The 12,191-nt window shown below is 63.1% G+C and carries 16 protein-coding genes; 4 read left to right on the plus strand and 12 right to left on the minus strand.

Annotation, left to right across the window (positions count from 1 at the left end; genetic code table 11):
• Window positions 1-12: 12 nt before the first annotated feature.
• From V3C85_RS02435 to V3C85_RS02455, 5 genes are all read right to left on the minus strand, one after another.
• Complete coding sequence (locus tag V3C85_RS02435; RefSeq protein WP_331793481.1) at window positions 13-882, minus strand: polyprenyl synthetase family protein; 870 nt, start codon at window positions 880-882, stop codon at window positions 13-15.
• Window positions 879-1,118: an exodeoxyribonuclease VII small subunit gene (locus tag V3C85_RS02440; RefSeq protein WP_331793482.1), complete on the minus strand. Its 240-nt coding sequence runs from the start codon at window positions 1,116-1,118 to the stop codon at window positions 879-881. Before V3C85_RS02440 ends, V3C85_RS02435 begins: the two co-directional genes overlap by 4 nt.
• The gene (locus V3C85_RS02445) at window positions 1,111-2,025 is read right to left on the minus strand and encodes a histone deacetylase family protein (RefSeq protein ID WP_331793483.1); all 915 of its coding nucleotides are present in this window, start codon (window positions 2,023-2,025) and stop codon (window positions 1,111-1,113) included. Before V3C85_RS02445 ends, V3C85_RS02440 begins: the two co-directional genes overlap by 8 nt.
• 70 nt (window positions 2,026-2,095) lie before the next feature.
• Window positions 2,096-2,791: a response regulator transcription factor gene (locus tag V3C85_RS02450; protein ID WP_331793484.1), complete on the minus strand. Its 696-nt coding sequence runs from the start codon at window positions 2,789-2,791 to the stop codon at window positions 2,096-2,098.
• Window positions 2,788-3,288 carry a MarR family winged helix-turn-helix transcriptional regulator gene (locus V3C85_RS02455; RefSeq protein WP_331793485.1) on the minus strand — a complete coding sequence of 167 codons (501 nt, stop codon included), beginning with the start codon at window positions 3,286-3,288 and terminating at the stop codon, window positions 2,788-2,790. Before V3C85_RS02455 ends, V3C85_RS02450 begins: the two co-directional genes overlap by 4 nt.
• Before the next feature lie 141 nt (window positions 3,289-3,429).
• Between V3C85_RS02455 and V3C85_RS02460 the strand changes: the two genes are divergently transcribed.
• The gene (locus V3C85_RS02460) at window positions 3,430-4,296 is read left to right on the plus strand and encodes a branched-chain amino acid aminotransferase (protein WP_331793486.1); all 867 of its coding nucleotides are present in this window, start codon (window positions 3,430-3,432) and stop codon (window positions 4,294-4,296) included.
• 50 nt (window positions 4,297-4,346) lie between these two features.
• Here the strand turns inward: V3C85_RS02460 and V3C85_RS02465 are convergent, their stop codons facing one another.
• Window positions 4,347-4,529, minus strand: a complete 183-nt coding sequence (locus V3C85_RS02465; RefSeq protein ID WP_331793487.1) for a hypothetical protein — start codon at window positions 4,527-4,529, stop codon at window positions 4,347-4,349.
• A 100-nt stretch (window positions 4,530-4,629) separates the two neighbouring features.
• Window positions 4,630-5,058 carry an organic hydroperoxide resistance protein gene (locus tag V3C85_RS02470; protein WP_331793488.1) on the minus strand — a complete coding sequence of 143 codons (429 nt, stop codon included), beginning with the start codon at window positions 5,056-5,058 and terminating at the stop codon, window positions 4,630-4,632.
• A gap of 108 nt (window positions 5,059-5,166) precedes the next feature.
• Between V3C85_RS02470 and V3C85_RS02475 the strand changes: the two genes are divergently transcribed.
• The gene (locus V3C85_RS02475) at window positions 5,167-5,595 is read left to right on the plus strand and encodes a MarR family winged helix-turn-helix transcriptional regulator (protein WP_331793489.1); all 429 of its coding nucleotides are present in this window, start codon (window positions 5,167-5,169) and stop codon (window positions 5,593-5,595) included.
• On the opposite strand, the gene queG is transcribed toward V3C85_RS02475, so the two are convergent.
• On the minus strand, window positions 5,558-6,616 hold the full coding sequence (queG, locus tag V3C85_RS02480; RefSeq protein ID WP_331793490.1) for a tRNA epoxyqueuosine(34) reductase QueG: 1,059 nt from the start codon (window positions 6,614-6,616) through the stop codon (window positions 5,558-5,560). The genes V3C85_RS02475 and queG overlap by 38 nt on opposite strands.
• 92 nt (window positions 6,617-6,708) lie before the next feature.
• Here queG and aroC point away from each other — a divergent pair, with 92 nt between their 5' ends.
• Window positions 6,709-7,809, plus strand: coding sequence for a chorismate synthase (aroC, locus tag V3C85_RS02485; protein ID WP_331793491.1), 1,101 nt, complete (start codon window positions 6,709-6,711; stop codon window positions 7,807-7,809).
• Window positions 7,810-7,914: 105 nt separating this feature from the next.
• Here aroC and V3C85_RS02490 read toward each other — a convergent pair whose 3' ends face one another.
• From V3C85_RS02490 to V3C85_RS02505, 4 genes are all read right to left on the minus strand, one after another.
• Entirely contained in the window at window positions 7,915-8,166 is a 252-nt protein-coding gene (locus V3C85_RS02490; RefSeq protein WP_331793492.1) for a hypothetical protein, read from the minus strand.
• A 158-nt stretch (window positions 8,167-8,324) separates the two neighbouring features.
• Entirely contained in the window at window positions 8,325-9,203 is an 879-nt protein-coding gene (locus tag V3C85_RS02495) for a DMT family transporter (protein ID WP_331793493.1), read from the minus strand.
• A 64-nt stretch (window positions 9,204-9,267) separates the two neighbouring features.
• Window positions 9,268-9,555, minus strand: a complete 288-nt coding sequence (locus V3C85_RS02500) for an HU family DNA-binding protein (protein WP_331793494.1) — start codon at window positions 9,553-9,555, stop codon at window positions 9,268-9,270.
• Window positions 9,556-9,709: 154 nt separating this feature from the next.
• Window positions 9,710-11,188 (minus strand): AMP nucleosidase, encoded by a 1,479-nt coding sequence (locus V3C85_RS02505; protein ID WP_331793495.1) that lies wholly within the window; start codon window positions 11,186-11,188, stop codon window positions 9,710-9,712.
• Window positions 11,189-11,337: 149 nt separating this feature from the next.
• Between V3C85_RS02505 and V3C85_RS02510 the strand changes: the two genes are divergently transcribed.
• The gene (locus tag V3C85_RS02510) at window positions 11,338-12,180 is read left to right on the plus strand and encodes an SDR family oxidoreductase (RefSeq protein WP_331793496.1); all 843 of its coding nucleotides are present in this window, start codon (window positions 11,338-11,340) and stop codon (window positions 12,178-12,180) included.
• Window positions 12,181-12,191: the final 11 nt, after the last annotated feature.

The raw sequence follows: 12,191 nt of genomic DNA on the forward strand, positions 1-12,191 counted from the left end.
CCTTTCGGGGCGTCAGCTTTCGCGCGCAATAACGAAGCGCGCGGCATCGATCAAGGTTTGTGCCCTTGGGCCATAGGGCGCAAGGTGGCTTTCCGCCTCATCCACCAGCGATTTGGCCCGCGCCTGTGCGGCTTCAAGCCCCAACAGCGAGACAAAGGTGGCCTTGCCCGCCGCTGCGTCTTTTTGCAGCCGCTTGCCCGCCTTGGTGGCATCGCCGGTGACATCAAGGATGTCGTCCGCGATTTGAAAGGCAAGGCCAAGCGCGGTGGCATAGGCGCGCAGCGGTGCGGGATCAGCGCCCGCAATCACCGCCCCTGCCTCGGCGGACCAGCGGATCAGCGCGCCCGTCTTGCCCGCTTGCAGCCGGGTGATCTGGTCCAGCGTCAAGGGGGCCGCGGCGGTTTCGGCTGCAATATCCAGGGCCTGCCCCAGCACCATGCCCTGCGCCCCCGAGGCCAGTGCCAGCCCGCGCACCAAGGCGATGCGGGTATCTCCCGTGCCCAAGGCAGGGTCGGTCAACAGCTCGAACGCCAGTGTCTGCAAGGCGTCGCCCGCCAGCACGGCCGTTGCCTCATCCCACTTCATATGCACCGTGGGCTGACCGCGGCGCAGATCATCGTCATCCATGCAGGGCATGTCGTCATGCACAAGGCTGTAGGCATGCAGCGACTCGACCGCCGCCGCCGCGCTGACCGCACGGTCTGGTGTCACGCCAAACAGGGCGGCACTTTCCAGCACCAGAAAGCCGCGCAGACGTTTGCCCCCGGCCACGGCATAGCGCATGGCGTGCACAACGGGTTCGTCGGCATGGGGGTGCAGCGCCGCATCAAGCCGGCCCTGCACAAGGGCGGCTGCCCGGCCAAGCGCCTCGGGAAGGCTCACATCCCCTCCGCCGGGGTGGTGCCAGTGGCGCGGCCTTCCTGGGCGCGGATCATCTCGACCTTGGCCTCGGCGGCCTTCAGCTTGTCGGCGCAATGGGCCTTGAGGGCGGCGCCTCGCTCATACAGGGCGATCGAGGCCTCGAGTGCCACATCGCCGCGTTCCAACTGGCCCACGACCTGTTCCAGCGCGGCCATGGCCTCTTCAAAGCTCATCTCGGGAATCGGTTTGTCAGTCATTGGCCCTGCTCAGTTCTGTCACATGCGCGGCCACACTATCGGCCAAGGCCTCCAGATCATAGCCCCCCTCAAGGCTGGAGACCACACGCCCACCACAGGTTTCATCGGCCAGATCGCAAATCGCGCGGGTGATCCATGCGAAATCACGGGTGGGCCAGGCCAGGCCGGCCAGGGGATCATCGCGATGCGCGTCAAAGCCCGCGCTGATCAGCACCAGTTCGGGCTGCCATCGGCGCAGATCATCCAGCACGGGCTGCCATGCGGCCCGCATCTCGGCCCCGCCCGATCCGGCCCGCAGCGGCAGGTTGGTGATCTGCCCCTGCGCGCCACGTTCGCTGGCATGGCCCGAGCCGGGGTAAAGCGGCATCTGATGGGATGAGACAAAACGAACGCGCGGTTCATCCCACAGCAGATCTCGGGTGCCGTTGCCATGGTGCACGTCGAAATCCAGCACCGCCACACGGGTCAGCCCATGTATATCCAACGCGCGCATTGCACCGATGGCCACGGTGCCGAACAGGCAAAAGCCCATGGCAGTTTCGCGTTCGGCATGGTGGCCGGGGGGGCGGGCGGCCACAAAGGCGCGGCCCCCCGCTGTCATCACATGATCGACGGCTGCACAAATGCCCCCCACTCCGCGCAAGGCGGCCGTCAGCGAACCGGGGGATAAAAAGGTGTCGCCATCCACCTGCGCCCAACCCTGCGCCGGAACAGCGGCGCGGATACGGTTGAGATAGGCCACCGGATGGCAGCGCAGAATGTCAGCCTCAAGGCCCAAAGGGCAATCCCGGCGCTCGACCCTCAGCCCTGCCAGCCCGCGCTCCACGGCGCGCAACCGCTCGACCTGCTCGGGGTGGCCGGGCGGGGTGATGTGGTCCAGACAGTCCGCATGGGTGTAAACGATCATCCCTGCCGCCTTCATCTGTTCTTAAATATCCCGGGGGTCCGGGGGCTGGCCCCCGGTGGGTGGCTGCGGATCAATCGGGTTGCAGCATATAGCCTTCGCCCCGCACAGTTTGCAGATAGCGCGGCTGTTTCGGATCATCCTCGATCTTGCGGCGCAGGCGGGTGATCTGCACATCAACGGCGCGTTCCTGCGCGGCATCGTCGCGGCCCAGATCGCCCACCAGCTTTTCGCGGCTGACCGGGCTGCCGGGTTGGGCTGAAAAGATCCGCATCAAGGCGGCTTCGGTGGCTGTCATGCGCACCGGATCGGGGCCGCGCCACAATTCGCCCCGGTCGATATCATAGCGCACGGATCCCAGATGCAGCACCTTGGGCGGGCTATCGACGCGCATCTGCGGCACGCGGCGCAGAATGGCGTTGATGCGCAGCAGCAACTCTTTCGGCTCGAACGGTTTGGCCAGATAATCGTCGGCCCCGGCCTCAAACCCGTCGATCCGGCTTTGGGTTTCGCCCTTGGCGGTCAGCAGCAGGATCGGCGTCTGCATCTTTTTGCGCAACTCGCGCGTCAGGGTGATGCCGTCATCGCCGGGCATCATCACATCCATCACGATCATGTCGAATTCCAGCCCTGACAGCAGCCGCCGGGCCTGTGCGCCATCGCGGGCGACCGACACCAGAAAGCCGTTGCGGATCAGGAATTTCTGCAACAGGCCGCGAATGCGTTCGTCATCATCAACGACCAGAAGATGCGCTTCGGGTTGGGTCATACGCTGTTCTCCTTCAGGCCCTGATACTGCTTGCGCAGGTCTGGTTCCATCATCGCCTCAAGCACGGTGCGAAAGCCTGCAACCGCTTGTGGGCCCGCGGCGCGATAGGCCGCGCGCATGCGCGCCCGTTGTGCATCGGAAAGTTCGCGTTCCAGCTCTTGCCCCTTTGCCGTCAGATACAGATTCCGCTCGCGCTTATCCTTGCGGCCCACGCGGGCATCCACCAGCCCATCCTCGACCAGCGTTCGCAATACGCGATTAAGCGACTGTTTTGTTACACCCAAAATGCTGAGAAGGTTCGACACGGTGGTGCCGGGGCTGCGGTGAATGAAGTGAATCGCGCGGTGATGGGCGCGGCCGTAATCCATGCCTTCCAGAATGCGATCGGGATCGGCGGTAAAGCCGCGATAGGCAAAGAACATCGCCTCGATGCCCTTGCGCAACTGCTCATCCGTCAGAAACAGCAGGCTTTCGCCGCTGGGGGTTGGGTCTGCCATGGGTCTCTCCCTTTGCGGGCGAAGTTACGTCAGCCTTGTTGACTTTCCAAGTATCAACTGTTAGCCCACCAAGGGTTTTGCGCAAGATTATGTCCGATATGGACCAATGCAGCGCAACTTTGCGAAATTCGGGAGGGCGTGATGGCCGGATATGACGATCGGGACGGGTTCATCTGGATGGATGGCGAATTGGTGGAATGGCGCTCGGCCAAGGTGCATATCCTGACCCATGCCCTGCATTATGCCTCGTCTGTTTTTGAGGGGGAGCGGTGCTATAACGGCAAGATCTTCAAGTCGGTCGAGCATTCGGAACGGCTGCGGAAATCGGGTGAATTGCTGGATATGCCGCTGCCCTATTCGGTGGCCGAAATCGAGGCCGCGAAAGAGGCGGTGCTGAAGGCCAACAATCTGACCGATGCCTATGTGCGGGCCCTGGCCTGGCGTGGGGCGGGTGAGGATATGGGCGTTGCGTCGAAAAAGAACCCGATCCAGATGGCGGTGGCCTGCTGGTCATGGGGGAATTACTATGGCGATGCCAAGCTGAAGGGGGCCAAGCTGGACATTGCCAAGTGGCGCCGGCCCGACCCGCTGACCATTCCGCATGCGGCCAAGGCGGCTGGTTTGTATATGATCTGCACCATGTCGAAACATGCGGCCGAGGCCAAGGGATGCTCGGATGCGATGATGTTCGACTATCGCGGATATGTGGCCGAAGCGACCGGCGCGAATATCTTCTTCGTCAAGGACGGAGAGGTTTACACCCCGATTCCCGATGCCATTCTGAACGGCATCACCCGTCAGACCGTGATCGGCATGCTGCAAAGCTGGGGCGTCAAGGTGCATGAGGTGCGGATCAAGCCCGAGGATCTGGAAGGATTCCAGCAGTGCTGGCTGACCGGCACCGCCGCCGAGGTGACCCCGGTGGGGCAGATCGGGGATTATACCTTTGAAGTCGGTGAGCTGACGAAAAAGGTTTCCAGCGAATATGAAAAGCTGGTGCGCGCCTGAACGGGCGACGCCTGCAAGAGCAGGGCGCCCGGTTGGGCGCCCTTTTGCATTCAGGCGGTCTTGCCGCGTGCGATGCGCAGGAACTGCACAAGGCGGCTTGCCTTTGGCGCGCTGTGATGGGCGTGAAAGGTTTCGCGCGGGTTGCGTGCGATGCGCAGGAATTGCGCGGTGCGGCTGCCTGTGCTGGGGCTGCGCTTGTCGGCCTTGTGACGGCCTTCGCTGATCTGTTGCATCAAAGCCTCCTGTCTGTGTGGATCGCCAGTCTAGCGTAAAACCGCCAAAACACCAAACGCCCCGGCAGGAACCGGGGCGGTGGGTTGGCGGAATCTGGCCTTAGACCAGTTCGGTGGTGATCTGAATGTTGCCCTGTGTGGCGTTGGAATAGGGGCAGATGAAATGGCCGCGTTCCACGATTTTTTCCGCCACACCCCGTTCAAGGCCCGGCAATGTCACGATCAGTTTGACCTGAAGGCCAAAGCCGCCATCGCTGCGTGGGCCGATGCCGACATGGGCGTTCACCGTGGCATCATCCGGCACCGTGCCCAGCTTTTCGCTGCTGGCGGCAAAGCGCATGGCGCCCAGATAGCAGGCCGCATAGCCGATGGCGAACAGCTCTTCGGGGTTATGGCCTGCGCCGGAACCGCCCAGTTCCTTGGGGCTGGTCATGGTGACGGTCAGCTTGCCATCCATCAGTTTGGCAAGGCCGTTGCGGCCGCCTCCGGTGGCTTGGGCTTCGGTCCAGTATTTGGGATCGACGGTCATGGTGCTGCCTTTCGTGTGCGATTAAATCGTGTGCGATATTAAATGCCCATCAAAGGGGCCAGAGTCAAGCCCTTGCGATTTTATCGTGCGCGATTTAATTTGCGGCGCATGACCCTGACGCCGCCCGACATGATCTGTTTTGCGCTGTATTCGGCGGCGCATGCGATGCAGCAGGCCTATAAGCCGCTGCTGGATGATCTGGGCCTGACCTATCCGCAGTATCTGGTGCTGATGGCGCTGTGGGCGCAAGATGGGCAGACCGTGGGCGAAATCGGGCGGCAGGTGCAGTTGGAATCAAACACGCTGACGCCGCTATTAAAGCGTCTGGAAAGCCAAGGATTGGTAAACAGGCGGCGCGATGACCGGGATGAGCGGCAGGTGCGGATCGTCTTGACCGAGGCTGGCCGCGCCTTGCAGCAGCGGGCCGAGCCGATCACCGCATGTATTGTCGAGAAAACCGGGATGAGCCTGCCTGATCTGCTGGCGCTGCGTGATCAGATCACGGCGCTGCGCGACCGGTTGCGCGCAGGCGGCTAAGCGCCCAGCGGGCGGCCTCGGCCACGGTTTCATCGGCGTCTGTGGTCAGTGCCCGGGCCGCTGGGGCAAGGGCCGGATTGCCGGAATTGCCGATGGCATACAGCACGTTACGCACAAAGCGATCCCGCCCGATGCGCTTGATCGGGCTGCCGGCAAAGCAGCTGCGGAAGGCGGCATCATCCAGCGCCGCCAGTTCGGCCAGCGGTGGTGCGCCGTGTTTGGGATCATAGCCGATGTCATGGGCGGCCTGCGCGAACTTGTTCCACGGGCAGATCGCCAGACAATCATCGCAGCCATAGATCCGGTTGCCCATCAGCGCGCGCAGATCAGGGTCCACCGGGCCTTTGTGTTCGATCGTCAGATAGGAAATGCAGCGCCGCGCATCCAGTTGATAAGGCGCGGGAAAAGCGCGCGTGGGGCAGATATCAAGGCAAGCGGTGCAGGTGCCGCAATGGCTGATCTCGGGCGGGTCGGGGGGCAGGTCAAGCGTGGTGAAAATCGCCCCCAGAAAGAACCAGTTGCCCAGATCGCGCGACAACAGGTTGGTGTGTTTGCCCTGCCAGCCAAGGCCCGCTGCCTGTGCCAGCGGCTTTTCCATCACCGGGGCGGTATCGACGAATACCTTGATTTCGGCAGGGTCGGCCTTGGGGGATTGGTCGATCAGCCAGCGGCCCAGACGTTTCAGGCGGCGTTTGACCAGATCATGGTAATCCTTGCCTTGCGCATAGACCGAGATCACCCCCCGGTCGGTTTCTTGCAGCAAAGGCAGGGGGTTGGCATCGGGCGTATAGGGTTCGGCCAGCATGATGACAGACCGCGCCTGTGGCCAGAGGGCGGCAGGGTTGCCGCGCCATTCCATCCGCTCGGCCATCCAGCCCATCTGGCCGTGCTTGCCCTGCGCGACAAATTCGGCCAGCCGCGCCGCCGCCTGCGGAATGGCATCGGGTGTGGTGATGCGCATTGCGGCAAAGCCTTCGGTCAGGGCGCGGGTTTGCAGGCGGGATTTCAGGTCTTGGGTCATGGGCGCGACCCTAATGCAGGTCTGGGGCGCAGGAAATCCCTTCATTCCTTGGCGCACATGCCCTAAACGGGCAGGCGAAGCGGGAGAATGCGATGAGCTTTAACACCTTTGGCCATATGTTTCGTGTCACCACCTGGGGCGAGAGCCATGGGCCTGCGATTGGCTGCACGGTCGATGGCTGCCCCCCCGGCATTGCGCTGAGTGAGGCGGATCTTCAGCCCTGGCTGGATCGGCGCAAGCCGGGCACGTCGAAATTCACCACCCAGCGCAAGGAACCCGATGAGGTTCGCATCCTTTCGGGGGTGTTTCAAGGCGTGACGACGGGCACGTCGATTCAGTTGATGATCGAGAATACGGACCAAAGATCAAAGGATTACGGCGATATTGCCCAATCGTTCCGGCCCGGTCATGCCGATATCACCTATCACCAGAAATACGGGGTGCGCGATTATCGGGGCGGCGGGCGATCGAGCGCGCGGGAAACCGCGGCGCGGGTGGCTGCGGGCGGTGTGGCGCGGGCGGTGTTGCGCGCGCTGGTGCCGGGCCTGGCGATCAGCGGCTATATGGTGCGGATCGGGACAAAGGGGATTGATCGGGCACGGTTCGATGCCAGCCAGATTGAGCAGAACCCGTTTTGGTGCCCAGATGCTGTGGCAGCCGAGGAATGGGCACAATATCTGGATGACATCCGGCTGAACCACAATTCGGTGGGCGGGGTGATCGAGGTGGTGGCGACTGGTGTGCCGGCGGGCCTTGGCGCGCCGATCTATGCCAAGCTGGACAGCGATCTGGCGGCTGCGATGATGACGATCAACGCGGTCAAGGGTGTTGAAATTGGCGACGGGTTCGATGCGGCGATGCTGACGGGCGTGGAAAATGCCGATGAGATCCGCATGGGGGCCGATGGGCCAGAGTATCTGTCGAACCATGCGGGCGGAATTTTGGGTGGAATTTCAACGGGTCAGCCGGTGGTGTGCCGCTTTGCGGTCAAGCCGACCAGCAGCATCCTGACCCCGCGCCAGACAGTGAACACCAAGGGGAACGAGGTGGATCTGATCACCAAGGGCCGCCACGACCCCTGCGTGGGGATCAGGGCGGTTCCGGTGGGTGAGGCGATGATGGCCTGCGTGGTGCTGGACCATCTGCTGCTGGATCGCGGGCAAACTGGCGGTGTTCGCGGCAAGATTGGCTGAGCCAAATTCCAGGGCCGCCGCCGAGTCACCCTTGATGCACCTGCGATACACCCCCCGTGCAGACGGGGGGCTTATTGTGATAACAAGCTCTATGTCGTCAAGGACTCACAGGCAAAGGAAGAGAAGTTCGCTCGTATAGTCGGCCACCGTGCGGGTGGATGCGGGTTCTGCGCGTTTTCCCGTGCGCGCGCAGATGCGCTGCGCTTCTGAAAGTGCCGAGGCTTTTGCTTCGTCTTGGTTCGCAAGCTGTGAAATTTGAATTTTCACACTCGCGCCATTGTAATCACTAACGATTGGGGTTGCAGGGACACATGCCGACACGAGCAAGAACGCGGCTGCTGATGATTTGAATTTCATATAATCTCCTTTCAATGGCGAAATACCCTAGTCGATATTTCATTTTATGATCAATACGGTATCGTATTGATACATCGCTAAAAATACTCGGGCGGGCTTGTGGCTGCCTTTCAAGGTTTCAACTTAAAGCTTATCTTGAAGATTTGGCTGGATCTAGTTCACCCCCGCGCCCGTTCCATCTGCACCAGCAAGATGCCGGCCATGGCGATGGCGACGCCGATCAGATCGGTGGGGTTGATCGTTTCGCCCAGCAGCAGGGCGGCGATGGCGACGCCGAAGGCGGGGTTCAGGAAATGGAAGGTGGCGGCGCGCACGGCCCCGATGCGGCGCACCAGCGAGAACCAGATCAGCGTGGCCGCCAGACCCGGCACAAAGCACTGATACAGGAAAGCCGCCATCCAACGGGCGGAAAGGGTGAGATGCGGCACCTCGGTTATGGCGGAGACAAGGGCAAGGATCGCGGCGCCGACCAGCATTTGCAGCCCGACGATCATCAGCAGGTTTCCCGCCCCGCTGGCCCCGCGCACCGTCAGCGTGGCAACGGCCAGCGCCAGCGCGCCCAGCACGCACAGCGCAATGCCCAAGGCATCGGCCCCGCCCGACAGGCGGGTGCCCATGATCAGCATCACCCCGGCCATGCCGATGACAAGCCCCAGCAGGCCGCGCGCCGTGGTGCGCTGGCCCATGAAGGCCCAGCCAAGCCCCGCCACGATCAGCGGCATCGACGAGGCGATGATGGCGGCAAGCGAGCCTTCGATCCATTGCATGGCGACGAAGTTGAGGCCGAGGTAGAGGGCGTTCTGGCACAGGCCGAACACCAGAACGGCGCGGGCCTGCGGGCCATGCCAGCCGCCGGGCAGGCGCCAGCTTTGGCCCATGATCCGGGCGGCGATCACGGCGATCAGGCCCGTCAGGGCAAAGCGGGCGGCCAGCGCCATCAGGGGCGGGGCATCGGCCACGATGATCCGGGCAGTGGCAAAGGCCGAGGACCACATCAGCGCGAAGGCAAGGCCCATCAGGATGGCGCGAAGGTCCATGGCATGCTCCGGGATTGAAAAGGCCGCCCGAAGGGGGCGGCCTTGGATTGCGGTGATCTGACGATCAGGCGTTGACGCTGTCTTTCAGCGCCTTGGCGATGGCGAATTTCACCTGCTTGTCGGCAGGCTTGGTCATGGTTTCGCCGGTGGCCGGATTGCGCACCTGACGCTCGGGGCGGGCCTTGCAGGCAACCTTGCCCAGACCCGGCAGGGTGACAGCGCCGCCCGCGGCAACTTCGCGGGTGACCACTTCGGTGATCGCGTCAAGTGCGGCGCCAGCAACTTTCTTGTCAGCGCCCATGGCTTCGGCGATGGCGGCGACAAGCTGGGTCTTGGTCATCGGTTTCATCATGCTCTTTTTCCTTCGGTTTGGTGCGCCCGGTTTTCGATTTGGGCGCATGGCATCTTTCGGCCTTGCTAGGCGACCAACCCGCTACACAAGGTTTTGCGCCCCAGATCAAGAGCAAACCTTGTGAAAGCGGCGTTTTTCGCCGGTTTTGGCGGGGTTAGAGGAAGGCGGTTTCCTCAAAACTGCGCAACTTGCGGCTGTGGATGCGTTCGATGGGCATCTGGCGCAGGCGCTCCATCGCGTTGATGCCGATCAGCAGGTGGCGGGCGACCTGGGTTTTGTAAAAGTCGCTGGCCATGCCGGGCAGCTTCAACTCTCCGTGCAGGGGTTTGTCCGACACGCACAAAAGTGTGCCGTAAGGCACGCGGAAGCGAAAGCCGTTGGCGGCGACGGTTGCGCTTTCCATATCGAGTGCGATGGCGCGCGATTGCGACAGGCGCTTGACCGGGCCGGACTGGTCGCGCAGTTCCCAGTTGCGGTTGTCGATCGTGGCGACGGTGCCGGTGCGCATGATGCGTTTCAGCTCATAGCCTTGCAGTTGGGTGACTTCGGCCACGGCATCTTGCAGGGCGATCTGAATCTCGGCCAGTGCCGGGATGGGCACCCAGACCGGCAGATCATCATCCAGAACGTGGTCTTCGCGCAGATAGGCATGGGCCAGAACGAAATCGCCAAGGGCCTGTGTGTTGCGCAGGCCCGCACAATGGCCGACCATCATCCAGGCATGGGGGCGCAGGACAGCGATGTGATCGGTGGCGGTTTTGGCGTTGGACGGGCCGACACCGATATTCACCAGCGTGATGCCCTGCCCATCGGCCCGTTTCAGGTGATAGGTCGGCATCTGGGGCATCTTGGTGACGGGCGTCAGCAGGCCATCGGCGGTGGTGATGATCTGGTTGCCCGTGGCGACAAAGGCCGTATAGCCGCTGGACGGATCGGCCAGCATCTGGCGGGCATAAGATTCGAATTCATCAACATAGAACTGGTAGTTGGTGAACAGGACGTGGTTCTGGAAATGGCTGGGATCGGTGGCTGTGTAATGGGTCAGCCGGGCCAGCGAGTAATCGACGCGCTGGGCGGTAAAGGGGGCCAGGGGCATCGAGCCATCGGGGTTCACCGTGCGGGTGCCATTGACGATATCATCATTGGTGGTGGCAAGATCGGGCACGTCAAACACATCGCGCAGCGAAAAGTCGAGCACACCCTCTTGCGGCACCGAAACCTCGGGGTTGCCGGCAACGGCGAAATGCACTGGGATCGGCGTGTCAGAGGGGCCGATGACGATGGGCTGGCCGTGGTTCTGGATCAACAGGCCCAGTTGCTGAATCAGGTAATGGCGAAACAGATCGGGCCGGGTGATCGTGGTGGTATAGGTGCCGGGGGCTGCGACATGGCCAAAGGACAGGCGGGTGTCGGTCTTGGTGTGGCTGGCCACGGTCAGGCGGATTTCGGGATAGGTGGCCCGGATGCGTGACGGGGGGCGGCCCTTGGTGACGCAGGCCGAAAAATGATGCGCCAGAAAGGCCGTGGCGCTTGCATACAGTTCTTCCAGCCGGGTGACGGCGGCGGCGGGGTCGGTAAAGGCCTCGGCCGGTGGGGTATCGGGGGTCAGATAGGCGGCGGGTCCGTCTTGCATGTCATGTCTCATCCAATGATCTGGCATATAAGCCGCAAGCGGGGGGCCTGTGCAAGTGACGGCTTTATGACGTGGGGTGACGGTGTGGGTGACGGTGTGGGGCGATCAAGCATCTTGCAGCTTGCCGCGGCGCAGCGGATAGTTGGGGGATGAACACACTTCTTTCGCTTGGACATGGATATACGGCGCGGGCCTTGGCGCGGCTTTTGCTGCCGCAGGGGTGGCGCGTGATTGGCACGGTGCGCGATGCGGCCAAGGCCGGGGCGGTGCGGGCCGAAGGGGCCGAGCCGCTGATGTGGCCGGGTGATCTTGCGCCTGCGCTGGCGGTGGCCACGCATGTGCTGGTGTCTGCTGCGCCGGATGATGCGGGTGACCCGTTTCTGGCGGCGGCGGGGGACCAGATCAGGGCGGCGCGGCCGCAGTGGGTGGGGTATCTTTCGACCACCGGGGTGTATGGCGACCATCAGGGGGCCTGGGTGGATGAGGCCACACCGCTGACGCCCAGCAGCCGCCGCGGCGATCAGCGCGTGCTGGCCGAGACGCAGTGGCAGGCGACGGGGCTGCCGGTGCATATCTTTCGGCTGGCGGGGATTTATGGCCCCGGTCGCGGGCCTTTTGCCAAGGTCAAGGACGGCACGGCGCGGCGGATCATCAAGCCGGGGCAGGTGTTTTCGCGCATTCATGTCGATGACATTGCGCAGGTGCTGGCGGCCAGCATCGCCCGCCCCAACCCCGGCGCGGCCTATAACGTCTGCGACGATGATCCGGCCCCGCCCGAAGATGTGCTGGCGCATGCCGCGCATCTGTTGGGCCTGCCCGCCCCCCCGGCCGAGGATTTCGCCACGGCCGAGATGACACCGATGGCCCGCAGCTTTTATTCGGAAAGCAAGCGGGTGCGGAACAGGCGCATCAAGGAGGAGCTGGGGGTGCGGCTGCACTATCCCAGCTATCGCGAGGGCCTTGCCGCCCTGCTGGAACAGGGCGGTGGCTGAGGGGGGGCGTG

This window comes from Pseudotabrizicola sp. L79, from assembly GCF_036553525.1.
In the GTDB taxonomy this organism is placed as follows: Bacteria; Pseudomonadota; Alphaproteobacteria; order Rhodobacterales; family Rhodobacteraceae; genus Pseudotabrizicola.

Coding starts and splice junctions, on each gene's coding strand:
- V3C85_RS02440 (WP_331793482.1), bottom strand. CDS start 1,118: ATGACTGACAAACCGATTCCCGAGATGAGCTTTGAAGAGGCCATGGCC.
- V3C85_RS02445 (WP_331793483.1), bottom strand. CDS start 2,025: ATGATCGTTTACACCCATGCGGACTGTCTGGACCACATCACCCCGCCC.
- V3C85_RS02450 (WP_331793484.1), bottom strand. CDS start 2,791: ATGACCCAACCCGAAGCGCATCTTCTGGTCGTTGATGATGACGAACGC.
- V3C85_RS02455 (WP_331793485.1), bottom strand. CDS start 3,288: ATGGCAGACCCAACCCCCAGCGGCGAAAGCCTGCTGTTTCTGACGGAT.
- V3C85_RS02460 (WP_331793486.1), top strand. CDS start 3,430: ATGGCCGGATATGACGATCGGGACGGGTTCATCTGGATGGATGGCGAA.
- V3C85_RS02465 (WP_331793487.1), bottom strand. CDS start 4,529: ATGCAACAGATCAGCGAAGGCCGTCACAAGGCCGACAAGCGCAGCCCC.
- V3C85_RS02470 (WP_331793488.1), bottom strand. CDS start 5,058: ATGACCGTCGATCCCAAATACTGGACCGAAGCCCAAGCCACCGGAGGC.
- V3C85_RS02475 (WP_331793489.1), top strand. CDS start 5,167: ATGACCCTGACGCCGCCCGACATGATCTGTTTTGCGCTGTATTCGGCG.
- queG (WP_331793490.1), bottom strand. CDS start 6,616: ATGACCCAAGACCTGAAATCCCGCCTGCAAACCCGCGCCCTGACCGAA.
- aroC (WP_331793491.1), top strand. CDS start 6,709: ATGAGCTTTAACACCTTTGGCCATATGTTTCGTGTCACCACCTGGGGC.
- V3C85_RS02490 (WP_331793492.1), bottom strand. CDS start 8,166: ATGAAATTCAAATCATCAGCAGCCGCGTTCTTGCTCGTGTCGGCATGT.
- V3C85_RS02495 (WP_331793493.1), bottom strand. CDS start 9,203: ATGGACCTTCGCGCCATCCTGATGGGCCTTGCCTTCGCGCTGATGTGG.
- V3C85_RS02500 (WP_331793494.1), bottom strand. CDS start 9,555: ATGATGAAACCGATGACCAAGACCCAGCTTGTCGCCGCCATCGCCGAA.
- V3C85_RS02505 (WP_331793495.1), bottom strand. CDS start 11,188: ATGCAAGACGGACCCGCCGCCTATCTGACCCCCGATACCCCACCGGCC.
- V3C85_RS02510 (WP_331793496.1), top strand. CDS start 11,338: ATGAACACACTTCTTTCGCTTGGACATGGATATACGGCGCGGGCCTTG.